The sequence below is a fragment of the Sphingomonas edaphi genome, from assembly GCF_003583725.1.
GTDB classification, from domain to species: Bacteria; Pseudomonadota; Alphaproteobacteria; order Sphingomonadales; family Sphingomonadaceae; genus Sphingomicrobium; species Sphingomicrobium edaphi.
Window position 1 is genome coordinate 135,612 of the sequence record NZ_QXTF01000001.1, and the last position, 25,777, is coordinate 161,388.

Below are 25,777 nucleotides of genomic sequence, written 5' to 3' on the forward strand. Positions count from 1 at the left end.
ATCAGCTCTTGTCTGACTTGCCCTGGTCGAGGCCCGATTTTACGAGACGGACCAGAGCGAACCCGAGCACCGCCGCGCCGGCCAGGGCAACGCCGGGGCTCTTGCGGACGAATTCGCGCGTGTCTTCGATAAGTTCGTCGGCATCCTTCGATGCGATCTTGTTTGCCGTTTCCTCGATCGCGCTTGCGGCCTTGCGAGCGTAATCGCCATATTCCTGACCAAGCCGCTCATCCAGGCCGGCGGCCGTGTCTCCGACCAGTTTGGACACATTAGCCAACGCCTCGCTCGATCGTTCAAGACCCTGTCCGACGAAACCGCGCGCCTTGTCAGCGGCTTGCCCGGACAGCTTTTCACTGCCGGTCTTCAACTTTTCGATCGCCTTGTCGCGGGCGGTGGGCTCTTTCACGATGAGGGCCTCCTCGTTCTCGGTGACCGATGCACCGGCGACGATGCTGTCAGTACCTTCGGGCAATTTGTTATCCTGGTCGGCCATATCTGTGTCTCCTTCTTGGTCCAATCAACCCGGCAGACCGGGCCATCGTTCCGGTGACGACTAGCAAAGTTGCACGCTTTGACGCGCGCCGTATAGGGGCCGCATCGAGCGCACCGGCCGCTTCATCGAAAAAGGGACTGCAATGACCGCGATCGTCGACATCCACGCCCGCCAGATCCTGGACAGCCGTGGCAACCCCACGGTCGAAGTCGACGTGACCCTGGAGGACGGCTCACTGGGCCGTGCTGCCGTTCCGTCGGGCGCATCGACGGGCGCCCACGAAGCGGTCGAGAAGCGTGACGGCGACAAGTCGCGCTGGGGCGGCAAGGGGGTTGGGGACGCCGTCCACGCCGTCAATGGCGCCATCGCCGACTCGATCCTGGGCTTCGATGCGGAGGACCAGGCCGAAATTGACGCGGCGATGATCGATCTCGACGGTTCGGACAATAAGGGCAAGCTCGGCGCCAACGCGATCCTCGGCGTCAGCCTGGCGACCGCGCGCGCCGCCGCGGAGGCGAGGGGACTGCCCTTGTATCGCTACGTCGGCGGAGTCGGAGCGACGATCCTACCCGTGCCAATGATGAACATCCTGAACGGCGGCGCCCATGCCGACAATCCGATCGACTTTCAGGAGTTCATGGTCATGCCGGTTGGCGCTGACAGCTTTTCGGAAGCCCTTCGCTGCGGTGCGGAAATCTTTCACGCGCTGAAGTCGGCGCTGCACACCAAGGGCCTTAGCACCGCAGTCGGCGACGAAGGCGGCTTCGCGCCCAACATCGCGTCGGCTCGCGCCGCACTCGACCTCATCGCCGAAGCGACGGCCTCGGCCGGTTACGCTCTCGGCGAAGATGTGCTGATCGCGCTCGACTGCGCGTCGACAGAATTCTTCAAGGACGGCGCCTATCGGATGGAAGGCGAGGATCGCACCTTGAGCCCGGACGAGATGGCCGCCTATCTTGCCGACCTGTGCGACGCCTATCCGATCGCGTCGATCGAGGACGGCATGGCCGAGGACGATATGGCAGGCTGGAAGGCGCTGACCGATCGCCTAGGCGAACGCGTGCAACTGGTTGGCGACGACTTGTTTGTCACCAACGAGCGCCGCCTGGCCGACGGCATTCGCGACGGTATCGCTAACTCAATCTTGGTGAAGGTCAACCAGATCGGCACGTTGACTGAGACCGTGAACGCAGTCCGGCTCGCTCAGTCGTCGGGCTATACCGCGGTCATGTCGCACCGCTCTGGCGAAACCGAAGATTCAACCATTGCCGACCTCGCGGTCGCGCTGTCCTGCGGCCAGATCAAGACCGGTAGCCTGGCCCGTTCCGACCGCACCGCCAAGTACAACCAGCTGCTTCGTATCGAAGAAGAACTGGGCGACGCAGCGCGCTATCCGGGACTGTCGGCGCTACGCGCCTACAAGCGTTCGTAAGTTCCGGAAAAGTTTATTTGAATCAGTTGCCTGAAAGCACTTGCCTTCATGGCGTCTTTCTGATTCTTTGGACCCTATGAGGGGGAAGCCCAAGAGTATCGGATTGATCCGCCGCGCGCTGTGGCCCGCGGTGGCATTGCTTGTTGTCGGCACCTTCGCCGGCCATGCGATTGCCGGTCCGAACGGGCTGTTCGCCTGGCGGGGATATTCGCAACAGCTCGAAGTGCGCAAGGCGGAGTTGGCCGCGCTGCAAGGGGAGCGCGACCGGCTTCGGCATCGCTCGACTCTGCTCGATCCGCGCCGCGCGGACCCGGACCTGGCCGACGAAATGGTCCGCAAGGAACTCGGATTGGTCCGGGCTGATGAGGTCGTAGTCCCGCTCGAAGACTAGAATCACGTCGGTCCGACGCTACGGCATTGCCCTTTGCGGCCTGCCGCTCCTATAGCGCGCCCAAGCAACGATAAAGTGGAGAGCTACGTGGCGAAAACCGCCCGCAAATCCGCTGCGACGACTGCAGCGCCCGCGACACCCAACAGGGAGCGGCCCAAGGAACCGGCGCGCTACAACGCGTCGAAGGAAGAACTGCTCGACTTCTACAAGCAGATGCTTCTGATCCGCCGCTTCGAGGAGCGAGCAGGGCAGCTCTATGGACTTGGGCTGATCGGTGGTTTCTGTCACCTGTACATCGGTCAGGAAGCGGTCGCCGTTGGCCTGCAGTCGGCGATGAAGGTGGGGCGCGACAGCGTCATTACCGGTTATCGCGATCACGGTCACATGCTCGCTTATGGCATCGACCCGAAAGTCATCATGGCCGAACTGACGGGCCGTGAAGCCGGTATCTCCCGCGGCAAAGGCGGTTCGATGCATATGTTCAGCGTCGAACATGGCTTCTACGGCGGCCACGGCATTGTCGGTGCGCAGGTGGCGCTCGGCACCGGCTTGGCCTTCAAGCACCAGTATTCGAACGATGGCGGCACCTGCCTCGCCTATTTCGGCGACGGCGCTGCCAACCAGGGCCAAGTTTACGAAAGCTTCAACATGGCGAAGCTCTGGAACCTCCCGGTCATCTACGCCATCGAGAATAACCAGTACGCCATGGGGACCAGCGTCGAGCGGTCAGCGTCGGAACCTGATTTCTACAAACGCGGGGAGAGCTTCCAGATTCCCGGTCTGCAAGTAGACGGCATGGACGTGCTGGCGGTTCGCGGGGCGGCCGAGGTCGCGATGGAATGGACGCAATCCGGCAAGGGCCCGATAATCCTCGAACTCAAGACCTATCGCTATCGCGGCCATTCGATGAGCGATCCGGCAAAGTATCGGACGCGCGAGGAGGTGCAGAGCTATCGCGAGGGCAACGACCCCATCGATCATGCCGCCACGGAACTGACCAAGCTCGGCGTCGGCGAAGACGAACTCAAGGCAATCGACAAGGAAATCAAGGACATCGTGGTGGAAGCCGCGAAGTTCGCTGAAGAAGCGCCTGAGCCGGATGCTTCCGAACTCTATACCGACGTACTGGTGGAGACCTACTAATGGGCGTCGAACTGAAGATGCCGGCGCTGTCGCCGACGATGGAAGAGGGCACGCTCGCCAAGTGGTTGGTCAAGGAAGGCGATACCGTGTCGTCCGGCGACATCCTGGCCGAGATCGAGACCGACAAGGCGACGATGGAATTCGAAGCCGTTGATGAAGGAACGATCTCGAAAATCCTCGTTCCTGAAGGCACCGACGGCGTGAAGGTCGGCACGGTCATCGCGATGATGGGGGGAGAGGGGGAGGCCGCCGCGCCAGCACCTGCCGCTACTACTCCTGCCCCTGCAGAACAGGCCACAGAACCGACTGCGGCGCCCGTAAAGGCAGACAGCGGAACGAGCCAGCTGGTCGCACCAAAGCGCGACACCAGCACGATGGCCGACCCGGCGATCCCCGAAGGCACGGCGATGACGCCAACAACCGTCCGCGAAGCACTGCGCGACGCGATGGCGGAGGAAATGCGTCGCGATGAGCGCGTCTTCGTGATGGGCGAGGAAGTCGCCCAGTACCAGGGCGCGTACAAGGTCACGCAAGGACTGCTCGACGAATTCGGCCCCAAGCGTGTCATCGACACGCCGATCACCGAATATGGTTTTGCGGGCTTGGGGTCGGGCGCGGCGATGGGCGGCCTGAAGCCGGTCATCGAGTTCATGACCTTCAACTTCGCCATGCAGGCGATCGACCACATCATCAATTCGGCTGCCAAAACCAATTACATGTCTGGCGGCCAGATGCGCTGCCCAATCGTGTTCCGCGGCCCCAACGGCGCGGCGAGCCGCGTTGGCGCGCAGCACAGCCAAAATTACGGACCGTGGTATGCTAGTGTGCCGGGCCTCGTCGTCATCGCGCCCTATGACAGCGCCGATGCCAAGGGGCTTCTCAAGGCCGCAATCCGCAGCGAAGATCCGGTCGTCTTCCTAGAGAATGAGCTTCTCTACGGCCAGAATTTCGACGTACCACAAGTCGACGACTATGTTCTTCCGATCGGCAAAGCGCGGATCATGCGGGAGGGCAATGACGTCACTCTGGTCAGCTATTCCATCGGCGTCGGAGTGGCACTCGAAGCGGCGGACAAGCTAGCCGCCGAGGGCATCGAGGCGGAAGTGATCGACCTTCGCACGCTTCGCCCGCTCGACAAGCAGGCCGTGCTGACGTCACTCGCCAAGACCAATCGGGTTGTCGTGGTCGAGGAAGGCTGGCCCACCTGCTCAATCGCCAGCGAGATCATGGCGATTTGCATGGAAGAAGGTTTCGACGACCTCGATGCACCGGTCCTGCGTGTTACCGACCAAGATGTGCCGCTTCCCTATGCGGCAAACCTCGAAAAGCTGGCGCTGATCAAGGCGGACGATGTGGTGAAAGCGGTAAAGGCCGTCACCTATCGCTAAGGCGTTGCGGGACCGCGACCTCGTCCGGCTTTATTGGCCGGTCGAGCTGCGGCCGGCTTTCGATGCACTGTTCGCGATCGATGATGCCATGGCCGATATCGTGGCGTCGTCCACGCAGGCCGCGCTCGGCGCGATCCGCCTCGCCTGGTGGCGGGACGCGCTGGTCCGGCTCGATTCTGGCTCGCCGCCGCCTGAGCCGCGCTTGCAGGCGGCCGTCGCGGAGTTGCTGGTGCAAGGAGTTACCGGGCAAGACCTGGCAGCGCTGGAGGAGGGCTGGGCACACTTACTCGACGAGGACGCCGACACGGAAGCAGCCCTCGTTAGGGGTGAGCGACTGTTCGCTATGGGTGCCAAGCTGCTGAGAACCCCGAATGCAAACGTTGCCGAAGCAGGCAGGCTTTTCGCACGGGCCGACTATGCCCGCAGAGGTTTGGCGCCATTGGGCGCGTGCCAGCCAATCACAGCGACTTTCGAACGAAGACTGCGCCCGCTGACCTGTCTTGCTGCCCTCGCTGCGCGCGATATGCGTCAAGGCGGATCACCATTCGAACCGGAAGCAACACCTGGCCGCGCAGCCCGCCTGCTTTCACACAAGCTATTTGGAGGATTGTCTTAGCGAAAATGTAGTCAGCGCGGTCCGCCTTGGGCATCGGGACGGCGGAATATGCAGCGACGACCAAAACGAAATACGAGGCCAGCCTGCAGCTGTGGCTAGGCGGGAACAGCCTCGGCTTCCGGCAGCCAACCCTTCAGCGCATCTCGAGCCCGGTCAGTGTAAATTCGCTTGCGATCGGCCTTCTTGGTTTTCGGGCCAGTAATCGGCGGCATCAGCCCGAAGTTGATGTTCATCGGCTGATAGGTCTCGGCGTTCGCTCCACCAGTGATGTGACCGAGCAGCGCACCGAGCGCGGTTTCCGGCGGCGGTGCGGGAAGTTCGCGTTCCTTTGTCTCCGCGGCGGCGAATCTTGCCGCCAGCAGTCCGATTGCCGCGCTTTCCACATATCCCTCGCAGCCGGTAATCTGGCCGGCAAAACGGACGTGGGGTAGGGCCTTCAGCCGCAACTGCCCGTCGAGAAGTTCCGGCGACCGGATAAAGCTGTTGCGGTGGATGCCGCCAAGCCGCGCAAACTCTGCATTCTCAAGGCCCGGGATGGTGCGGAAAATCCGCACCTGTTCGCCATGCTTCAGCTTGGTCTGGAAGCCGACCATGTTCCACAAGGTGCCCAGCGCATTGTCCTGGCGAAGCTGGACACAGGCATGGGGCCATCGGCCGGTGCGCGGATCATCTAGGCCGACGCCCTTCATTGGACCATAGCGTAACGTTTCGACGCCGCGGGACGCCATCACTTCGATTGGCATGCAGCCTTCGAAATACGGCGTGTCCTTCTCCCATTCCTTGAACTCGGTCTTCTCGCCCTCGTTCAAAGCCGCGACGAACGCCTCGTATTGCTCCTTGTTCATCGGACAGTTGATGTAGTCCTTGCCGCCCTTGTCCCAGCGCGCGGCCATCCAGCACACGTCCATGTCGATGCTGTCCCGGTGAATGATCGGGGCAATCGCATCGAAAAAGGCGAGGGCGTCGCTCCCGGTCACTCGCGCAATCGCCTGTGCCAGGCCGGGCGCCGTCAAGGGTCCCGTGGCGATGATCGTTTGTCCCGCAGCAGGTAGCTCGTCGATCCGCTCCCGAACGACGTCGATATTGGGGTGGCCTGTGATGCGACCGGTAACCGCTCCGGCAAATCCCTCGCGGTCTACCGCAAGGGCTGACCCGGCGGGAACTCGATGCTCGTCGGCGCAGGCCATGATGAGCGATCCCAGCGTCCTCATTTCCTGGTGCAACAAGCCGACCGCATTATTCTCGGCGTCATCGGACCGGAAGCTGTTTGAACATACTAATTCTGCAAGAAAATCAGTGTCATGCGCGGGTGTCATGTCGAGGCCGCGCATCTCGGATAAACGCACGGAAACTCCCATATTTGCGAGTTGCCACGCTGCTTCAGACCCGGCCAGTCCGCCGCCGATGATGTGAACTTGATATGTCATTTGAGGGGGCATTTAGGCGCTTTTTGGGACTCTGGGGACCCTAAATCCCCACAAAATCCCCACACTGAACGTGCCGCTCTAGCCAATGTCGCCGCGCGCTCGACTCTTTCGGAAGCGAAATATAACGTCTCACCCGTGTCGGACATACAAGTTTCCAGCGTAGATACTTTCATCGAGGGATATAAAACCTGCGATGGTTTCATGCCGCCGTGGGTGAAAGCGAGTGGCAGAGGCCGCGATTGGCAGAGTCGTTGGCCTATTATTGACGCAATGCACATCGCTTGTGGCATGTTATGCTTCGAGTGCGATGGCAGCTTCACGCAGTTAAGTATCAGCGTGATTTACAATCAGAGGCCCATCTTCAGGCTCGATGTCGTCCCGGACAATGAGCGAAAGGAAAACCCGTTCGCGGTCCGGCGCTATGCGCCAAGCTTGCCGCGGGAAGTCTGTGGCCCGCATACTCACCCTTGGGTGGAACATAGGGAATGGGTTCGGGCGCAGGGGTTGGGCGAGTTACCATTCCGGAAACCGTTGGTCGGATCGGTAACCAGTTTTGAACACGCTTTGGACATAGTGGCAGATGCTGTAAATTTGACACTGGCTGCGGGCCAGCGAAGTGTGGCACTGCCCGCTCAGGCTGGCTTATTTGCAAGGGAAGGGGGAGTCAGATGAACTGTGACGAACTCCGCAATCTCTTCGCAAAGAATGACCTTTGCCAGACGACAGAATACGGAGTGCGCTTCGAGACGCACTGCTATTATCCGTCATTCGATCGCGTTGCTGTGCATATCTCAAAATACGGTGATGGATTTCGCGTAACCGACGCGGGCGACGCGGCTAGATCGGCGTTCATCCATGGCCGCGACGAGGCGGCATTCGAAACTAGCCTAAAGAAGGCCTGCAACAGATTTGGCCTGATGGCCAATGAGAGTAGTCTCGTTGCGGACGTTCCTGACAAAGAATGGCTCTTTTCAGCCATATTGGCTGTGGCAAATGGGGCTGCGCAAGCTTCAGCTGAGACTTCGGCGCGCGTCTTGCATCGAAAAGTATCTGAACTCCGGAAGCGTATTCATGACACTCTCGCGGAAATTGTTCCGGAGCATACGATCGCAAGCGAGTATGAATATCGCGGTGAAAGCGGGCGTCTCTGGCCGATTGATTTCGCGGTCGTCGAGGTTAAGTCGCCTCTGCTCCTGAAGGCAGTCACTCCTGACGCAAATTCTATCAACTCAAATTACACCGCCTTTGGCGACATCGCTGCTGCCGAGCGGGATCGGATCAAGCGCTTCTCGGTACATGACTCACCCCTCCGGAACGAAGACGTGGCCCTGATGCTTCAGGTGGCGCAACTAGTGCCTTTGGCATCACTTAGTGGAGGAGCGCGGAAAGCCTTGGGCCGTTAAGTTCATTTTGCGGTTGGCGCGCTATTTAATTACCCGCAGCCCCCCATCGCTGCGCGTTGGGGCGCCGACAAAATCGGCTTCCCACCAAACCATGAATCTCTCGTAGGCACTGGCATAGTCGCCGCAATAGAAATGCTCTCGCAGCGGTTCCAAGTTATCTACGGTTCCCTCGACGAGCCAGTAGCGCCCGAAGGAATCGGGCCATATGCCCACCCACCGATCGTCATTGAGAACCATCACGGCCAAACACTTGCGCTCTAATGCCGCTACAAAATCCCTGTTCTGCATCACTCAACTTCTCAGATACGCGGTAACATAGCAGACCATCTCGATCGCATAAAAAGTAGCAAAAACAATAGCTTGACGGGACTGTGGGTCAAAATCCCCACATTTTCCCCACACCAGTTCATTTTCATTCTGAAGGAAAAACGCCAACAAATTGAATCACTTGGTCAGCTGGTCTGCTTAATGAAAGCTGTTTGAGCAGACCATTTCGGCGAGCCGGTCGCTCTCGTGCGCGGGCGTCATGTCGCCACCGCCGCGCATTTCGCTGAGGCGGACCTTGAGACCGGCTTCGGCCAACTGCCATGCAGCTTCGGAACCGGCGAGCCCGCCACCGATGATATGGACGTCATGGGACATGGCGATCCCCTAGGCGTATCACTACATATGGTCCATGCGCATCTTCACCATCGGCTACGAAGCCGCGACCATGGACGAATTCCTTCGCGCCTTAACCGAGGCGGGCGTCGAACGCGTCATCGATGTCCGCGCGTTGCCACTTTCGCGCCGTCCAAGCTTTTCAAAGACCCCGCTACGCAATGCGCTCGCGGAAGCAGGCATCGACTACGTCCACTTCAAGGCGCTAGGCACGCCCGCCGAGGGGCGCGAGGCCGCACGAAAGGGACGCCATTCGGATCTTAAGCGCATCTACGCTGGCCAGCTCGACTTGCCGGAAGCGGTCGTCGCGGCAGCGCAAATGCGCGAGCTCGCAGCGGAGAAGCCAAGCGCATTGCTCTGCTTCGAACGCGAACCTGCCGGCTGCCATCGCTCGCTACTGCTAAAAGCCGTGGCGAGCGATGCCGAGCGGGTGGACCTATTCGCCTAGACGGCGGCCGGGGCTTCCGGCGCGGTATGGCCGACGATGAGCGCTTCGATGTCGGGGATCGGGCGGCCCGTCATCTCCTTGGGAATTTCACACACCACCCGCTTTTCCGCTTCCTTGTGGAGCTTCTTGCGGAGTTCGCCCAGTGTCTTGGGCGGTGCGATGATCGCGAGAGCATCGAAATCGTTCGCTAGCGCCCGACGGTTCACTTCCTCCGCCGCGGAATGCGCCCAGCGATCTTCTTCGAGCTGCTTGAAGTCCGTTTCCTCATAGGTCGAATGACCATAACCCGCCGACTGTTGAACCGTGCCGGGCGCATCGGTCCTCAGGTCCTTGTTTTCCAGTGCCTCGCGCTCGTCATGCGCTTCCGTTCGAAGGTCGATCTGGTTGATGTCACCTTCGTTGCGGAAATAGAGCGTCTTGCGACCATCGGTAACAAGAACGAGGGCGTTGTTGGCGAGCGGCATCATGGTCTCCTTCTATGGTTTCCATTTCAACGCGCCCGCCGACGTCCCCGTTCCTCTTCAGGCTTCGCCGCCGGACGCTAGATCTTCTCCAACCGTCGCACCGCTGTCGGGCGCGATATCCCCGCCGGCCTCGAGTTCGACTTCCTGTTCCTCGCTCTCGTCGATCTTGGCGACGGATACGACCTTCTCACGATCGGCAACGTTGAAGATGGTTACGCCCTGCGTGTTGCGGCCGGCAATACGGATATCTCCCACCGTCGTACGGATCATCTTACCCTGGTCCGTGACCAGCATCAGCTGCTCGCCGGGCTTCACGGGGAAGCTGGCGACAACGCCGCCGTTCCGGTCGGACGTGACAATGTTGATGATGCCCTGGCCGCCACGGTTGGTGCGGCGATACTCATAGGTCGAGCTGCGCTTTCCGTAGCCGTTTTCGGTAATGGTCAGGAGGAATTGCTCCTTCTCCGCGACTTCGGCGTAGCGCTCGTCCGACAGGCCATCGGCACTGTCGTTGCCGCGCCACTTGGGCGATTTCAGATAGGCCTCGCGTTCCTCCTGCGTTGTGCCGGCGCGGCGGAGGATCGACATCGAGATGACCTCGTCCCCCTCGGCCAACCGAACGCCCCGAACGCCCATGGAAGCACGGCTCTGGAATTCGCGCACTGCGGTGGATTCGAAGCGGATCGCCTTGCCCTGCCTGGTAGCGAGGAGGACGTCGTCGTCCTCAGTCAGCAGGTCAACGCCGATGAGGCGGTCGAGGCCGTCATCCTCAGCACCGCCTTCGTCGCTGTTGCCGAACTTCATCGCGATCTTTCCGGCCGTGGGGATGTTGGTGAACGCGTCCATGCTATTGCGTCGGACGGTACCGCGCGCCGTGGCAAACATGATGTGGAGATTCTTCCACTCATCCTCATCCTGCGGAAGCGGAAGCACTGTCGTCACTGTCTCGCCCGCAGCGAGAGGCAGGATGTTGACCATCGGTCGGCCCTTGGCGGTGGGGCCGCCTTCGGGCAGCTTCCACACTTTCATCCGATAGACACGGCCGACACTGGTGAAGAACAGGACCGGATTGTGGGTCGAGGTCACGAACAACTCGGTGACGATATCCTCGTCCTTGGTGCTCATGCCGCTGCGACCCTTGCCGCCGCGCTTTTGCTCGCGGAACAGCGCGAGGGGCGTCCGCTTGATGTAGCCGGTCATGGTCACGGTGACGACCATGTCCTCAACCTCGATCAGGTCTTCGTCATCGATACCGTCAGCGGCTGGCGCGATCTCCGCCACGCGGGGTGTCGCGAACTCGGCCTCGACCGCATCGAATTCCTCACGCATGACCTCATAAAGACGGGCACGATTACCAAGGATTTCAAGCAATTCGCCGATGTTCTTGGCGAGGCCTTCCAACTCTTCGCCGATTTCGTCGCGGCCCAGCGCGGTCAGGCGGTGCAGGCGCAATTCGAGGATCGCCTTCACCTGGGCTTCGCTGAGACGATAAGTGACCGACGCCGCCTGCGGCTCGACCGCTTCTACGAGGGCGATGTAGGGGCGGATCTGCGCACCGTCCCATTCGCGAAGCAGCAGTTTCTCGCGCGCTTCGGCCGGGGTCGACGAGCCGCGGATCAGCTTCACCACCTCGTCAAGGTTCGTGACAGCGACGACGAGGCCAAGCAGGATATGGGCCCGCTCGCGCGCCTTCAGCAGCTCATATTTGGAGCGGCGGGTGATGACCTCTTCGCGAAACGTCACGAAGCTTTCGATGATATCGCGCAGCGAGAGCGTTTCTGGCCGGCCACCACGAATCGCCAGCATGTTGGCGGGGAAACTCGACTGAGCGGGCGTGTGCCGCCACAACTGGTTCAGCACCACTTCGGGCGTCGCGTCGCGCTTCAGGTCGATCACGATCCGGACGCCCAAGCGGTTGGACTCGTCTCGAATGTCCGACACGCCTTCGATACGCTTTTCCTTCGCGGCCTCGGCGATCTTTTCGACCAGGCCCGACTTACCGACCTGATAGGGTATGGCGGTGAGGACGATCGAGCGGCGGTCGTTGCGGCCTTCTTCGACATGGGCGCGGCTGCGCATGAGGATCGAGCCGCGGCCTGTCGTATAAGCACTGCGGATGCCCGAGGTGCCCAGGATCAGGGGCGCGGTGGGGAAGTCCGGGCCCTTCACATGCTCCATTAGACCTTCGACGCTGATCGCCGGATCATCGATATAGGCCCGGCAGGCCGCGAGCACTTCGCCGAGGTTATGCGGCGGGATGTTGGTCGCCATGCCGACCGCGATTCCGCCTGCACCGTTGACCAGCAGGTTGGGGAAGCGGGCTGGCAAGACCTGCGGTTCGCGTTCGGATGCGTCATAGTTGGGTTGGAAATCGACCGTGTCTTTGTCGATGTCGCCCAGCAGGAAGTTCGCGACCTTGGCGAGGCGCGCTTCGGTGTAACGCATTGCAGCGGGCGGATCGGGGTCCATCGAGCCGAAGTTGCCCTGGCCGTCGATCAGCGGAACGCGCATCGACCAGTCCTGCGTCATGCGCGCCAGCGCGTCGTAGATCGCCTGGTCGCCGTGCGGGTGATATTTACCCATGACGTCACCGACGATGCGGCTCGACTTGCGATACGGCCGGCCCGCCACGTAGCCCGCCTCCTGGCAGGCATGCAGGATGCGACGATGCACCGGCTTTAACCCGTCGCGCACGTCCGGCAGCGCACGGCTGACGATCACGGACATGGCATAATCAAGGTAACTGGTCTTCATCTCCTCGACGATGGAGATGGGAGCAATGTCACCATGGTCAGGGGGCAGGGTGCTGTCGTCGGCCGGAGGCTTGGTCGCCAAGGAAAAATCCTGTCGTTTCTATTTCTGTCGGTACGCGGAAGAATCGCCAGCACATCGCCGGCTTAACCCCCATGTTTTCCGCTGCTAGCCGATAGGCAGTCGCGGCGCCACCCCGCGTACGCGCATGTACGCGCGCGAAGGAACGCGGAATGCATCATCGGTCTAGCACCGGTTTCGCGTGGGTTTTCAAGTGGTTCAATCGCGGTTCATGGGATTGCCGCCATTCGCGCTTCCCGCAATCGGGCAAGCCGTTTATGGGGGCTGCCACTGGATTTTCTAATGCCGGGCGACGCTGGTTGATGCCCGGAACGAAAGGAGAGAAATATGAAGCTCAATCGAGGCGTGCTGGCTGTCTTGCTGGCCTCTGCATCTGTTGCGGTCGCAGCGCCGGCTCTTGCCCAGGACAAGCCCGCAGCAGCGGCCCCAGAGCGTAAGTTCAATATTTCGAGCCAGGCACGTAAGGAAATCGTCGCGCTTCAGGAAGCGGTGAACGCCAATAACACGGCCGCCATTCCTGCTGCCATCGCGGCCGCCAAGGCAAAGGCCAAGACGAACGACGACAAATATGTCGTCGGCCAGCTTGAGCTGAAGGCCGCCGTTGCGTCGAAGAACGACGCCGCGGTCGCGGCGGCGATCGAATCTGTCCTCGCTTCCGGCGTGGTGGACTCCGCCCAAAGCATCGATCTGTACAATAATCTGGGCAGCCTCCGGTCGAATGCCAAACAGTACGACCAGGCAGCTGCTGCGTACGAAAATGCGCTCAAGCTGGACGCGAACAACGTCAATGCGATGATCATGCTCGGCGAAGTCCGCAACTCACAGGGCCGTCCGGCGGACGCCGTCGCCTTGTTCCAGAAGGCGATCGGGGCACGCGTTGCCGCCGGCCAGAAGCCGGAAGAGCTTTGGTACAAGCGCGCCGTTGCGCTCGCCTACAAGGCGAAGAGCCCGGCCGCCGTCACGCTTAGCCGTGATTGGGTCAAGGCTTACCCGACGCCGAAGAACTGGCGCGACACGATCGTCATTTACCAGACCAACAGCCAGCTGGAAGACAGTGCGCTCATCGACTCGATGCGCCTCGCTCATGCGGCTGGAGCGCTTTCCGGCGAAAACGATTATTATCGCTTCGCCAATGCGCTGATGCTGAAGGGCTATCCGGGCGAGGCCAAGGCCGTCCTGGAACAGGGCTTTGCGGCCAAGGCGATCGACAAGTCGAAGGCGACCTTCTCGCAAATGTATGCGTCGGCAACGACCAAGTCGCAGGGCGACCGCGCGTCGCTGGCTGCTTCGGCCAGCACCGCGAAGGCTGGCGGCGACGCAAAGAAGGTAATGGTGATCGCCGACGCATATTACGGCTACGGTGACTATGCTCAGGCAGCTGACCTCTACCGCGCCGCGCTCGGGAAGGCCGGCGCAGACAAGGATCTCGTGAACCTGCGGCTCGGCATGGCGCTTGCTCGCTCCGGCGATAAGGCTGGTGCGACCGCCGCGCTGAATGCTGCCGGTGGCGCGCAGGCCGAGGTTGCGAAACTCTGGCTGACCTACCTCAGCACCAAGGCCTGACGACGCCCACGCGTCCTATCGCGAAATGATTGGGGGCGGCGGGCCGATGGGTCCGCCGCCCTTTTTCATTGTCCCGAAACGGGATGGTTAATCGTCACCCCCTGTCGCCAAGTGCCGGGTGACCCCACATCTGGCTCGTAAACGCGAAGGACATTCAACAAACGTGCGCTTCGACGACCGCCTCAAGACCGTGATGACCCAACCGGTGGCGGATGCGCACGACCGGACCGTCCGGTGGCGTCAGCTCGTGGACCTGCTTTCCCGGCCGCACGACAGTATCGATCCTGCCTTGCTGGACGCCGCGCTGACGATGGTACGCGCGGGCCTTCGGACCGTGGCCCGGCCGATCCGTGCCGCGACCGCCAGGAGCATTGCGGGCCGGGCAAGCGAGCCGCGCCTGATTGCGATATTTGCTGCCGACCGGCTGGAGGTCGCGGCTCCGCTACTTTCGTCGGCGAAAATGGACGATAGCGGCTGGGCCGAGGTGACAGCCGCGGCAAGCCCGGAGGTAAGAGCATTTATCCGTTCGCTGCGCGGCGAGCAGGTGGATTTACCGGTGTCAGGCTCGGGTACCGCGCCAATTCCGGATGAGTCGGAAGAACACGTCCCTTCTATCAGCGAACTGGTGGCTCGCATCGAACGGCTCAAGGCACGGCGCGAGGAACTTGCGCCGCTCGTCGAGAAGTTCGCGGAAGGCCCTACAGAACAGGCGGTGCCGGCGGTGCAGGTTCGCGCGCCCGGTGACCCAATGCTGTTCAGTTGGGAATGCGACGCATCGGGTCAGATCGGCTGGGTTGAAGGCGCGCCGCGTGGGGCTTTAATCGGGCGCAGCCTGCCCGGTGACGAGGGGGCGGACAGGAAACTCGTTCGCGCCTTTTCAGATCGGCTCCCGTTCGATGCGGCGTCGCTCACCATTGCCACCCCGGCGATAGAAGGGGAGTGGCGGCTTAGCGGGATTCCAGCCTTTTCGCCGGTTGACGGCCGCTTCTTGGGTTATCGCGGTATCGCGCGGCGACAGGGCGAAGAGGAGCCAGAGCTACCCGCGCCCAGGCGTCAAATGGCGCTGGCCAATGACGCGGAATCTCTTCGCGAAACCATTCACGAGATCAAGACCCCGCTCAACGCCATCATCGGCTTCGCCGAAATCATCGATGGCCAATATCTGGGACCTGCCCATCGCAGCTACCGCCATCGCGCAGCCGAGATCGTGTTGCAGGCGCGGATCTTGTTAGCGGCGATCGAGGATCTCGATTTTGCAGCACAGGTGCAGACAGGCACGGCGGCAAGGAGGCCGCCCGAGCCGCTTCGGGATTTCCTGCCTGCGACGATTGAGGCACTAGCGGCAAAGGCGCTGGAACGTGGCGTACACCTGCGCGTCGCGCCGGTTTCGGAAGATCATCGCTACCTGCTCGACCGCGATCTGACGGAGCGGCTGTTGCGCCGGTTGCTTGGCGCGATGCTCGATGCGTCGGCTGCCGATGAAACGATCAAGGTCGATGTTCGAGAAGATCGAGGCAAATGCCACTTCGCCGTTACCCGCCCACAGGCGACCCATCACCTGACAGACCGGCAGATGCTCGACCCGTCGCACCAATTGGCGGGTGAGGATGCCTCGTCGAAGCTTGGCCTGGGATTCGCGCTACGGCTCGTACGTGGTCTCGTTCGGCTCGCGGGCGGAACGTTGCGCTTTACAGCCGAGCAGGTTGTCTTGGCCATTCCAGCCACCAAGGCGTGACGCGCCTGGTGGGCCCGGCAGGACTCGAACCCGCAACCAAGCCGTTATGAGCGGCCAGCTCTAACCAATTGAGCTACAGGCCCCACCGTGCGCTTCGGACACCGAGCGTCGTAGGAGCCGCGTGGTGGCCGCCCCCGGACGATTCGTCGCGGAGGTTGGTCGGGGAGACAGGATTCGAACCTGCGACCCTCTGCTCCCAAAGCAGATGCGCTACCAGGCTGCGCTACTCCCCGACTTGGGAGCCGCCTAGCAGCGCACTGCGGAGGCGAAAAGTCTAATTCGCGTTGGCGGTCGCAGTATCGCCGTTTGTTTTGACGTCGACGTCGACATCTACATTGTCGACCTTGTTTTCAACCTTGTCTGCCGTGGCCTGCACGTCATTGCTAACCTTGCCGGCAAGGTCCTCGGCAGTATTGGCGGCATCTGCAATGCCGTTTTCCGCGACATCCTGATTGTACTGTACCGTGACCTGGTCGTTCTGGTCATCGGTCGTCACCTGGCACGCGCCGAGCGCGAGGAGGGGAAGGGCAATGAAAAGACGCATGATCGTTCTCCGGAAATGGCAGTCCGGAAGGGTCAACGCCGCTTGGACCGTTTCGGCTCCTCAATGCCGCCAGAAAGCACCGCGAGGACCGCAGTCCACGCCGCGACATTCTGACGAAGTTGAGCCGGATCGACCTTGTCGAGAGTGTCGTTCGCCGTGTGATGGATGTCGAAATAGCGGGTGCCGTCCTGGCTCAGCCCGACACCGGGCATTCCATCTGCCAGCATCGGGCCGATATCCGATCCTTCAGCTTGTTCGAACGATCCCGTGACGATTCCCAACGGGGCTAGCGCTTTGCCAATCGCTTCCGCTTCGGCGCGACGCGCCGTGCCCAGCTTGGAGTTGACGCGATAGATGCGGTCGGCGCCGAAATCGCTTTCCATCAGCGCGTGGTGCGGCTCCTTGCCGTGGCGGGCGCGATAGTCGAGGCCGCCGAACAGGCCGACTTCCTCCGCGCCGAACCAGACGATCCGAATCGTACGAAGCGGCCGGCCGGCGTCCATAATGCGCTTGGCGGCTGCTGCGGCGATTGCGACACCCGACGCATCATCGATTGCGCCGGTACCCTGGTCCCAACTATCGAGGTGGCCGCTCACCAGGATCGGCGGCAACGAGGGGTCCCGCCCGGGAACCTCGGCGATGACATTGCCTGACTGGCGCGTGCCAACACTCTTGCTGACAAGCACCAGGCGCATGGTCACCGGTTTGCCCCGCTTGATGATCCGCATCATCTGCTCGGCGTCGGGAACGGATAGCGCGCCGGCGGGAATGGGCTTAGCGCCGTTGTCGAACGACATGACGCCAGTGTGCGGCAGTCGATCATGGTCCGTGCCGACCGACCGGATGACAATGGCGATCGCGCCTTTCTGCGACGCAAGGGTCGGTCCCTGGCGACGGGGTGCACCGAACTGACCGTATCCCGATCCGTCCTGGTTCGCCATCATCCGGTGGTCGATGAAAACAATCTTGCCCCGGACCGCGCTATCCGGCGCTGCGCGCAGCGCATCAACGCTGTCGAAGGCCACCACTTCGCCGCTGACACCCTGTGGCCCGGTCGACGCGCTGTTGCCCAGTGCGGCCACGACCATCTTCTGGGGGAAGGGTTCGATGATTTCAGCGCTTTCCTCCCCGCGAGTCCAGACCGGCATGTCAAACGGCTCGATGCGGGCATTCGCAAAACCCATGGCGGTCAGCTTTCGGACCGCCCAGTCTCGTGCCCGCGCCTCTGCCTCCGTACCGGCGAGCCGAGGCCCGACTTCCGTCGTTAGCCCTTCCGTGATGTCCCAGGCATATTGGTCGCTTTCCAGCGCGGCGTCGCGCAGTAAACCAATGCGCTCTGGGCTCGGGATCGTTTGGGCGGGGAGGGCGGAAGCGGTGGACAGCAGAGCGGCTGCAACAAGCGTGCGGATCATGATGCATGGGCTAGCCAGCGTTGACCCCGCTGTCACCGCCGTTTGTCGAAAAAGTCGTCACAATAATCGTAACTGATCGCCCTGCGGTGGTTCGAAACGGTCGCGGCGAAGGGCGAAGCGCGCCTGTGGCAAACCGTATCGCTTCGTAGCTTTTTCGAAACGAGTGCGGAGGAGGTCGGCCCACACGCCTTGGCCACGCATCCGGCTGAAGAAATTCGGATCGTTGTCCCGCCCGCCGCGGATCGAATTAATCGTGGCCATCACCTTTCCAGCTCGATCGGGGTAATGCTCGTCCAGCCACGCTCGAAAGAGCGGGGCCACCTCGTGCGGCAGTCGAACCGGCAACCAGAATGCGCCGCGCGCTCCAGCCTCTGCCGCCGCGGCGACGATGCTTTCCATCTCATGATCGGTGATTTGCGGAACCACCGGCGCGATCGACACGAACGCGGGGACGCCAGCTTCAATCAGAGTCCGAATGGCGGCAAGGCGCTTGCGGGGCGCGGGAGCCCGTGGCTCTAACGTCTTATGGATTTTCGGGTCGAGCGTCGTCACCGAAATGGCCACGGATGCAATGCCCAGTTTGGCCGCAGGTGCAATGATGTCCAGATCGCGAAGAACTCGGTCGGATTTGGTCGTGATCGTGAAGGGATGCTTCGTTTCCAGCAGCAGTTCGAGGACCGATCTCGTTACTTGCCAATGCTCCTCGATGGGTTGGTAGGGATCGGTGTTGGTGCCGAGCGCTATCGGCGCGGCCTCATAGCCTGGACGCGACAGCGCCGCGTGAAGAAGCTTGGCTGCATCAGGCTTAACGAACAGCCGGCTTTCAAAGTCCAAACCGGGCGACAAGTCGTGATAGGCGTGGGTTGGCCGCGCGAAGCAGTAGATGCATCCATGCTCGCACCCTCGATACGGATTGACCGACCTGTCGAACCCGATGTCCGGCGAGCTGTTCCTGGTCAAAATCGACCTGGGCTTCTCCACTGTCACGGTCGTCCGGCGCGGGACGATTCCGTCGAGGCTCTCGACACTATCCAGCCAGTCGCCCTCGACCAGCCGCTCTTTCAGGTTGAAGCGGGTGGGAGTGGCGTTGCGCGGCGCTCCGCGCCCCTGAATCGACTCGACCGGCATCTCGCGAGGATGCCCCAGTACGTAGAACAAAACAAGAACATCAATTAGCGGTTGGGGAATTCCGGCCATTTGTGTTGTGCAAGCGCGTCCAGCGTCGGTGTCGCTTCGCCTTCCAGTCCCTGGATCACCCACATGTTGCGAAGGACCGCCGGGACATAAAATCGGGTTTCCCAGTAAGGAATGCTCTCGATCCAAAGAAGCGGATCGCCGCGGTCGTAATAGGCCCAGCGCGCCACGGGCACCGGTCCCGCATTGTAAGCAGCGATGACCTTCGGCAACTGGCCCTGGGTCGCACCGTTGCGGCGAATGAGCTCGATGAACGCCTGCCCGTAATCGATATTCGCCAATGGGTCCTGGAGAGCAGCGGTGCCGACGCTGGCGCCCGTTCCGCGAGCCCGCGCGGTGTCGCCGGCCGTTCCGGGTCGCACCTGCATCAGACCGACCGCGCCTGCGGGACTGACCGCCTCAGCACGGAAATTCGATTCCTGGATGACGTGGGCATAGGCGAGTGCTGGATCGACCCGCCAGCCATTGTAGGGCGTCCAGTTTGGCCTCGGATAGCGATCGGCCGGGTCGGATGACGCGCCTACGGGCCCGAAGTGCGCCAGCCAGAACTGCGCGCCCGGCAAGTTCATCTTGGCCGCGATCCTGATCAGCGCGCGGTGATGCACCGGATTGCCGATCTTCGCCTGATGCCGGAGTAGCTCTTCCGCGTCCGCCCGGCGCCCCACGCCAACTAGCGCCGCAGCACGCAACACATTTGGAAGGCTTTCGACATGATCGACGTCACGCGCCGCTGCGGACTGGGGCAATCTCTTGTCCATCCCAAGCGCCTCGCGCGCTAACAGGCCGTAAAAGCTTTCTGGCGAGCGTGCTGCGGCCCTCAACAGCGGCGACACCTCACGCGGCCGGCGACAGGCTTGGGCGGCGCGCGCAGTCCAGTAATTCGCCGCCGCATTGAACTCGGCATCGCGGCCGAGCCGTGCCGCCTCACGGAACCCGTCATAAGCTGCGACGCAGTCGTTCAGGCGCCAGGACGCCAACCCGGCAATCCACGCGGTCTGGGCCGCCCATTCGCCGGTAGCGCCGACGCGGCCCTCGGTCGCGATCCGCCGCGCATCCGCATCCCGTCCAGCAACGAAATAAATCCAAGCGACGCGATGGGCGGCTTCTGCCCGTGCTTCGTAGGAGAGGGTAGGGACTGCCTGCAGGTAAAGCGCCTCGGCACCCGGCCCGTCATCTACCTTCACGAACGGCTCCAGCGCGATCCGCAAGGCGTCCGCCGCCGGCTCGCCCTGTACCGGCCGCGTACGCCCGCGCCGTGGCGCCTGGCCTAGCGGAATCGTCGGGCGAGGCAGGTAGACCGCCGGCGCCTGCGTCGCGCCGCGAGTCACGGCCAGCCGGGACAGCTGCTCCGCCTGCGGTAGTTCCGGCGCTTGGGCCAGCAGCGCGGTAATGTCCGGTAGCGCCACCACTGGCGATCCCCGGGCGGCGAACAGTTTTGCCGTCGCATAAGGCTTCAGCGGCCCGGCCGGCATGGCGGCAATGCCCAACCGGGCGCCTTCCCAGTCACCGGCATCGATCGCCGCGAAAACGCCCCGCCAGTCGCGCGGTATCACGCGGGGCGGTGGTGCGGGTGCCGGCGTCGGCGCTGGGGTCGGCGCTGGGGTCGGCGTTGTGACGGGGGGTGATACCGTCTGCGGGGCGGGCACAGGATCCAGGGGTGCGAGCGGATCATCCGCTTGCTGGGCGGCAGCGGGCAACGAAAACAGGCCCGCGCAGGCCAACACTGCAACCGACTTCATCTACTGTTCCTCGCTCATCAATAGCAGCAGGTCGCGCCAGGCAAGTGCCTTGTCAGACGGCCGCTGCAGCAGCCAGCGCGGATGAAAGGTAGCGATGGTCCGTACACCCTCGACCTTGTGAACGCGACCTCGCGCTCGGGCCAGCGGTTCGCCCAGCAGCGCTCTCGACGGCGCATCTCCGAACAGAATCAGCCGCTGCGGCTTCGCCAGTCGCACATGATCGCGAGCGATGGCGGCGCATTGGTCCAGTTCTGCCCGTCCGATCTTGGCGCCCGGCGCGTGGAAGCAGGCCAGCGACGCGCTGTAGACATCGTTGGCAGACATGCCGATCGCAGCCAGCATCTTGCCCGTGAGAGCCCACGCCTCGCCGCCGATCGGCCTTCCATCAGCCGCATCCTCCCGCCCTGGAAGGTCGGAAATGAGCATGACCGGCGCATTTTCATCGCCGTGAGGAGCGATGCGGATCGCACCCGGACCGTCGAGCGGAAGGCCACTGCCGATCGACAGCCACTCGCGGAAGCCTCCGAGGTCGGACGGCTTCGGCGTATCGGCCTCTGCCGCCGTGATGGGCGCAATCGCCGCTGGCTTGCGACCCAGCCAGTCGCGCGCCTCTTCGCTCACCGCAACATCGACGCCAGCATCCAGCCACCAGTCCAAAAGGCTGGCCGCTGCGCGCTGGCCTTGTGTTGATGGTTCGGCGTTCATCGGGCTTGTTGTCGTCCAAGGTTGACGGCGCGGTCAAGGAATTGGCAGGGCTGCATATGCCGGTACGCCCGGCGGCGCACGACGGAAAGGGTCATATGAGCCAGCGCGAATCGATGGAATATGATGTTGTCATCGTTGGCGCCGGCCCTGCGGGCCTGGCTGCGGCGATCCGGCTGAAGCAACTGGCTGAAGAAAAAGGCCAGGACCTCAGCGTCTGCATCCTCGAAAAGGGTGGGGAAGTCGGCGCCCATATCCTGTCCGGCGCCGTGATCGATCCCAAAGCGCTGGACGAACTCATTCCGGACTGGCGGGAAAAGGACAGCCCGCTCACCGTCCCGGTTTCCGAAAACCTGCACTGGGTCCTGACCCGCAAGGGCAAATATTCGCTCCCAGCGCTCTTCATGCCGCCCTTCATGCATAACGAGGGCACCTACACCGCGAGCCTCGGCAACCTTGCCCGCTGGCTCGCCGGACAGGCGGAATCGCTCGGGGTCGAGATTTTTCCCGGCTTCGCGGCGGCGGAAGTGCTGTTCAACGACGACGGCTCGGTCAAGGGCGTCGCAACCGGCGACATGGGCGTCGCCCGCGACGGGACGCACCGCGACGATTACCAACCGGGAATGGAATTGCACGCCCGCTACACCTTCTTCGCGGAAGGCGCGCGCGGACACCTCACTAAGGAGCTGACCCGCATCTTCGACCTGCGCAAGGATTCCGGACCGCAAGTTTATGGCCTAGGTATCAAGGAGTTGTGGGACGTTCCTGCGGACAAACATCAACCAGGCCGAGTTATTCATACGCAAGGCTGGCCGCTAGACGACGCTTGGGGCGGGGGCTTCCTATACCACCAAGCCAACGGCCAGGTCGCGCTCGGCTTCGTCACGGCGCTCGACTACAAGAATCCGTACCTCTCGCCATTCGAAGAATTCCAGCGTTGGAAGACCCATCCTGCCATCCGGGCCGAGATCGAGGGCGGTAAGCGCGTCAGCTATGGCGCTCGGGCGATCAACGAGGGCGGTTGGCAGGCGGTCCCGCAACTGGCCTTTCCGGGCGGGGCGCTAATCGGCTGCGCTGCCGGCTTCGTGAACGTTCCGCGCATTAAAGGCACACACACTGCAATGAAGTCCGGCATGCTGGCGGCCGAGGCTGCCTTCGCGGCGGTCGAGGCCGATCGCCGCTCGGACGTGCTCGACAGCTATGAACCGGCGGTGCGTTCTAGCTGGATTGCTGACGAATTGAAGGTCGTGCGCAATGCACAGCCAGCTGTGGCACGCTGGGGCGGCACGATCGGAACGGTCTTTGCCGGCATCGACATGTGGCTTAATTTCCTGAAGCTGAAGACGCCTTGGACGCTGAAGCACCATGCCGATCACACGCAGATCGGCCGGAAAGACCATTACCAGCCAATTGCCTATCCAAAGCCGGACGGAAAGCTGACCTTCGACCGCCTGTCGTCGGTGTTCATCAGCAACTCCAATCACGAGGAAGATCAGCCGATCCACCTGACCCTGAAGGACGCGGAAGTTCCGATTAAGGTCAACCTCGCCCTTTATGACGCGCCAGAGCAGCGTTACTGTCCGGCCGGCGTTTACGAGATCGTGGAAGAAGGCGGGCAGCCCAGGCTGCAGATCAACGCCCAAAATTGCGTGCACTGCAAGACGTGCGACATCAAGGACCCGACGCAGAACATCAACTGGGTCGTGCCCGAAGGCGGCGGAGGACCCAATTATCCGAACATGTAATCGCCTTGCCGGCCTGCTCTTCGCCTCGGCGCTAACGACGACACCTCTAGCCGCCGCTGCGCCGCTGTCGACCTATGTGCAGGCTCGGGCCGCGCAGATGCAGGGGGACGAGGCGCGCTCGGCCCAGCTGTTCGCAGCAATGGCCGCAGCGGATCCGGCGGACCGCACCATCGCGCGCAGGGCTATCGCGACGGCCATTCAGTCCGGACAAGCCGAGTTGGCGATTTCCTTGGCGCGAAAATTGCCGGCTGAGCAATTGCCGATCGACGCTCGGCTCATGCTGGCCGCGGATTCGCTTCGTAAGGGCAAGGCGAAACAGGCCGTGACGGACCTTGAAAAAGGCGTCACGACGACTGAGGTCGACCTGTTCGCTCCTTTGGTGAGGGCGTGGGAGCAGACATCGCGTCGCAAGGAGAGCGGACCGGCTTCACTCCTCACATTGCCGGAAACCAGTCCGCTTCGGCCGATCGCGGACGAACAGCGCGCTGCGATGCTTTTTGCCATGGGCAAAGCCGACGAGGCGCTGCCGATCGCTCGGCAGGTCGTCGAGCGGGGCGGTGGGCGCGGCGCTCGCCTTCGGCTGGCCTATGCGGACGCTCTGGTGCGCTTGAAACGGCCGCAGGATGCACTGGGAATGCTGCAGGGCGGGGACCAGGCCTTGGCCGCAGGGCGCGCCAGACTCTCGGCCGGACAATCGCTCGACATGGCGATTCGCACACCCGCGGAGGGCTATGCGGAAATGTTGATCGCGCTAGCGATCGAGCTGAGTCGCGACGACAACAAGGCCCTGCCGATCGCGCTCACACAGGTCGCGCGGCACGCCAATCCTTCGAACAGCGAAGCAACGATCCTCCTCGCGCTGCTGCTGGACGGCGCCGACCGGGACGAAGACGCGCTCGCGGTCCTCAAGACCGTTCCGGCCAACGATTTGCTTGCCGGCGAGGCGCTCGACGTCGAGGTGCGCCTGCTAAGTGATCGCAAACAGTATCCGGCGGCGCTAGCGCGGGCCAATGCGGCGGTAGCCTTGCCCTCGGCGGGCTCCCACGATTTCGCGCGCCTGGGCAATGTGCTTGGCGACATGGACCGGCACGCCGAAGCGGCCGCCGCCTACCAGCAGGCTATTTCGCGCTCAAGAGTCCAACCTGGCGAAGACAGCCTGTGGACCTTGTACCTGCTTCGGGCCGCCAGCCTCGAACAGGCCAATCGCTGGGCGGAAGCTAAGGCCGACCTCGCAGAAGCGATGAGGATCGAGCCGGACAACGCCATCGTCCTCAATTTCCTGGGCTATGGGAAGCTGGAACGCGGCGAAGACCTGGAGTCCGCCGAGGCGATGATCCGGAAGGCCAGCGCGCTAAAGCCAGACGATGCCTCGATCACGGATTCGCTTGGCTGGGCCCTGTTCAAGCGTGGCCAGCTTGCCGAAGCCATCGAGACCCTCGGCAAGGCAGCCGCCGGCGACCCGTCGCAGGCCGAAATCCATGAACATCTCGGCGATGCCCTATATACGTCAGGCCGCCGCATCGAGGCGCGTTTCTCCTGGCGCGCGGCGCTGGTGAACGCCGATGACGCGACCAAGACGCGGCTGGAATCGAAACTCGAAACGGGGCTCACGCCGGCGACCGCGGCGCCCTGATGCGGATTTCGGAGCCGGCTCCGGCCAAGGTCAATCTTGCTCTGCATGTGCGCGGAAAGCTGCCGGACGGCCGTCATGCGCTGGAAACCCTGTTCGCTTTTTGCGTCGATGGCGACAAGATCGAAGCCGAACCCGCCGACGGAATCAGCCTTGCAGTCAAGGGACCCTTCTCGGCAGAATTATCGACTTCGAACAATCTGGTACTCGATGCCGCGCAGCATCTGGCTGACGCTGCCGGCATCGATAACGGCGCATCGCTGACACTGACCAAGAATCTCCCCGTTGCTTCCGGCATCGGCGGGGGATCTGCCGACGCGGGCGCGACGCTGCGACTGTTGACCCGCCTTTGGAACATCGACCCGGCGCTTGCTTCTGCGGTAGCTCCACGGCTCGGCTCAGACGTCCCGGCCTGCCTGCTCAGCATGACGGCGCGGGGGGTGGGAGCGGGCGACCGGCTGGACCTTGTGCAGGATCCGTCGATTCCAGGTTCGCCAATCCTGCTGGTCAATCCGCTCATCGCTTTATCGACGAGGGACGTGTTCGCGCGATGGGATGGAGTGGATCGCGGCGCGCTCGGCGATTGGCGCAATGGACGAAACGATCTCGAGCCGCCCGCGCGGGCGCTCGTTCCCGAAATTGGCGAGTTGCTCAACTGGCTGTCCTCGCGAGATGGCGTCACCGTCGCCCGAATGTCGGGCAGCGGCGCGACCTGCTTTGCCCTGTTCGAGAGTGAGGCAGCGCGCGCCCGCGCAGCCGATGAATGCCCGTCTAACTGGTGGCGCCTGGCAAGCATTCTGCGCTAGGGGCGCGCTC

21 protein-coding genes, 2 tRNA genes and 1 pseudogene are annotated in these 25,777 nt (G+C 62.5%); 12 read left to right on the forward strand and 12 right to left on the reverse strand.

Going from position 1 to position 25,777, the window contains the following annotated elements; translation table 11 throughout:
* Window position 1: 1 nt before the first annotated feature.
* A complete protein-coding gene (locus tag D3M59_RS00680; protein ID WP_119530571.1) occupies window positions 2–493 on the reverse strand; it encodes a hypothetical protein in 492 nt (163 codons plus the stop codon).
* Window positions 494–635: 142 nt separating this feature from the next.
* Between D3M59_RS00680 and eno the strand changes: the two genes are divergently transcribed.
* From eno to D3M59_RS00705, 5 genes are all read left to right on the forward strand, one after another.
* Complete coding sequence (eno, locus tag D3M59_RS00685; RefSeq protein WP_119530574.1) at window positions 636–1,925, forward strand: phosphopyruvate hydratase; 1,290 nt, start codon at window positions 636–638, stop codon at window positions 1,923–1,925.
* A 76-nt stretch (window positions 1,926–2,001) separates the two neighbouring features.
* The gene (locus tag D3M59_RS00690) at window positions 2,002–2,316 is read left to right on the forward strand and encodes an FtsB family cell division protein (RefSeq protein ID WP_119530577.1); all 315 of its coding nucleotides are present in this window, start codon (window positions 2,002–2,004) and stop codon (window positions 2,314–2,316) included.
* Between the two features lie 51 nt (window positions 2,317–2,367).
* Window positions 2,368–3,459: a pyruvate dehydrogenase (acetyl-transferring) E1 component subunit alpha gene (pdhA, locus tag D3M59_RS00695; protein ID WP_119532787.1), complete on the forward strand. Its 1,092-nt coding sequence runs from the start codon at window positions 2,368–2,370 to the stop codon at window positions 3,457–3,459.
* On the forward strand, window positions 3,459–4,847 hold the full coding sequence (locus tag D3M59_RS00700) for a pyruvate dehydrogenase complex E1 component subunit beta (protein WP_119530580.1): 1,389 nt from the start codon (window positions 3,459–3,461) through the stop codon (window positions 4,845–4,847). Before pdhA ends, D3M59_RS00700 begins: the two co-directional genes overlap by 1 nt.
* 4 nt (window positions 4,848–4,851) lie before the next feature.
* On the forward strand, window positions 4,852–5,463 hold the full coding sequence (locus D3M59_RS00705; protein WP_119530583.1) for a hypothetical protein: 612 nt from the start codon (window positions 4,852–4,854) through the stop codon (window positions 5,461–5,463).
* Window positions 5,464–5,558: 95 nt separating this feature from the next.
* Here D3M59_RS00705 and trmFO read toward each other — a convergent pair whose 3' ends face one another.
* The gene (gene trmFO / locus D3M59_RS00710; RefSeq protein ID WP_119530586.1) at window positions 5,559–6,890 is read right to left on the reverse strand and encodes a methylenetetrahydrofolate--tRNA-(uracil(54)-C(5))-methyltransferase (FADH(2)-oxidizing) TrmFO; all 1,332 of its coding nucleotides are present in this window, start codon (window positions 6,888–6,890) and stop codon (window positions 5,559–5,561) included.
* Window positions 6,891–7,558: 668 nt separating this feature from the next.
* Between trmFO and D3M59_RS00720 the strand changes: the two genes are divergently transcribed.
* Complete coding sequence (locus D3M59_RS00720; protein WP_119530592.1) at window positions 7,559–8,293, forward strand: hypothetical protein; 735 nt, start codon at window positions 7,559–7,561, stop codon at window positions 8,291–8,293.
* A gap of 471 nt (window positions 8,294–8,764) precedes the next feature.
* On the opposite strand, the pseudogene D3M59_RS00730 reads toward D3M59_RS00720, so the two are convergent.
* A pseudogene (locus D3M59_RS00730) lies at window positions 8,765–8,935 on the reverse strand (FAD-dependent oxidoreductase); the annotation flags it as partial.
* 34 nt (window positions 8,936–8,969) lie between these two features.
* On the opposite strand from D3M59_RS00730, the gene D3M59_RS00735 reads away from it, so the two are divergent.
* The gene (locus D3M59_RS00735) at window positions 8,970–9,401 is read left to right on the forward strand and encodes a DUF488 domain-containing protein (protein ID WP_119530598.1); all 432 of its coding nucleotides are present in this window, start codon (window positions 8,970–8,972) and stop codon (window positions 9,399–9,401) included.
* On the opposite strand, the gene D3M59_RS00740 is transcribed toward D3M59_RS00735, so the two are convergent.
* Together D3M59_RS00740 and gyrA are read right to left on the reverse strand one after the other, a co-directional pair.
* The gene (locus tag D3M59_RS00740) at window positions 9,398–9,868 is read right to left on the reverse strand and encodes a host attachment family protein (protein WP_233543088.1); all 471 of its coding nucleotides are present in this window, start codon (window positions 9,866–9,868) and stop codon (window positions 9,398–9,400) included. The two genes, D3M59_RS00735 and D3M59_RS00740, sit on opposite strands and share 4 nt — an antisense overlap.
* Before the next feature lie 54 nt (window positions 9,869–9,922).
* Complete coding sequence (gene gyrA / locus D3M59_RS00745) at window positions 9,923–12,619, reverse strand: DNA gyrase subunit A (protein ID WP_119532791.1); 2,697 nt, start codon at window positions 12,617–12,619, stop codon at window positions 9,923–9,925.
* A 405-nt stretch (window positions 12,620–13,024) separates the two neighbouring features.
* On the opposite strand from gyrA, the gene D3M59_RS00750 reads away from it, so the two are divergent.
* Entirely contained in the window at window positions 13,025–14,260 is a 1,236-nt protein-coding gene (locus D3M59_RS00750; protein WP_119530600.1) for a tetratricopeptide repeat protein, read from the forward strand.
* Window positions 14,261–14,423: 163 nt separating this feature from the next.
* Window positions 14,424–15,995 (forward strand): sensor histidine kinase, encoded by a 1,572-nt coding sequence (locus D3M59_RS00755; protein WP_119530603.1) that lies wholly within the window; start codon window positions 14,424–14,426, stop codon window positions 15,993–15,995.
* Between the two features lie 6 nt (window positions 15,996–16,001).
* Here D3M59_RS00755 and D3M59_RS00760 read toward each other — a convergent pair.
* From D3M59_RS00760 to D3M59_RS00790, 7 genes are all read right to left on the reverse strand, one after another.
* Window positions 16,002–16,078, reverse strand: a tRNA-Ile gene (locus D3M59_RS00760).
* A 73-nt stretch (window positions 16,079–16,151) separates the two neighbouring features.
* Window positions 16,152–16,228, reverse strand: a tRNA-Pro gene (locus D3M59_RS00765).
* Window positions 16,229–16,269: 41 nt separating this feature from the next.
* Window positions 16,270–16,539 carry a hypothetical protein gene (locus tag D3M59_RS00770; protein WP_119530606.1) on the reverse strand — a complete coding sequence of 90 codons (270 nt, stop codon included), beginning with the start codon at window positions 16,537–16,539 and terminating at the stop codon, window positions 16,270–16,272.
* 32 nt (window positions 16,540–16,571) lie between these two features.
* Window positions 16,572–17,951 (reverse strand): M28 family peptidase, encoded by a 1,380-nt coding sequence (locus D3M59_RS00775; protein WP_119530609.1) that lies wholly within the window; start codon window positions 17,949–17,951, stop codon window positions 16,572–16,574.
* 57 nt (window positions 17,952–18,008) lie between these two features.
* Window positions 18,009–19,079 (reverse strand): PA0069 family radical SAM protein, encoded by a 1,071-nt coding sequence (locus tag D3M59_RS00780; protein WP_119530612.1) that lies wholly within the window; start codon window positions 19,077–19,079, stop codon window positions 18,009–18,011.
* Between the two features lie 44 nt (window positions 19,080–19,123).
* Window positions 19,124–20,884, reverse strand: a complete 1,761-nt coding sequence (locus tag D3M59_RS00785) for a lytic transglycosylase domain-containing protein (protein WP_119530615.1) — start codon at window positions 20,882–20,884, stop codon at window positions 19,124–19,126.
* Window positions 20,885–21,589, reverse strand: a complete 705-nt coding sequence (locus D3M59_RS00790) for a uracil-DNA glycosylase (protein ID WP_119530618.1) — start codon at window positions 21,587–21,589, stop codon at window positions 20,885–20,887. It lies immediately after the preceding gene.
* A gap of 95 nt (window positions 21,590–21,684) precedes the next feature.
* Between D3M59_RS00790 and D3M59_RS00795 the strand changes: the two genes are divergently transcribed.
* The 3 genes from D3M59_RS00795 (at window position 21,685) to D3M59_RS00805 (ending at window position 25,767) form a co-directional block, all read left to right on the forward strand.
* A complete protein-coding gene (locus D3M59_RS00795; RefSeq protein ID WP_119532793.1) occupies window positions 21,685–23,331 on the forward strand; it encodes an electron transfer flavoprotein-ubiquinone oxidoreductase in 1,647 nt (548 codons plus the stop codon).
* 97 nt (window positions 23,332–23,428) lie between these two features.
* A complete protein-coding gene (locus D3M59_RS00800; RefSeq protein WP_119530621.1) occupies window positions 23,429–24,964 on the forward strand; it encodes a tetratricopeptide repeat protein in 1,536 nt (511 codons plus the stop codon).
* Window positions 24,961–25,767 carry a 4-(cytidine 5'-diphospho)-2-C-methyl-D-erythritol kinase gene (locus D3M59_RS00805; protein ID WP_407695429.1) on the forward strand — a complete coding sequence of 269 codons (807 nt, stop codon included), beginning with the start codon at window positions 24,961–24,963 and terminating at the stop codon, window positions 25,765–25,767. The genes D3M59_RS00800 and D3M59_RS00805 overlap by 4 nt, the downstream gene beginning before the upstream one ends.
* Window positions 25,768–25,777: the final 10 nt, after the last annotated feature.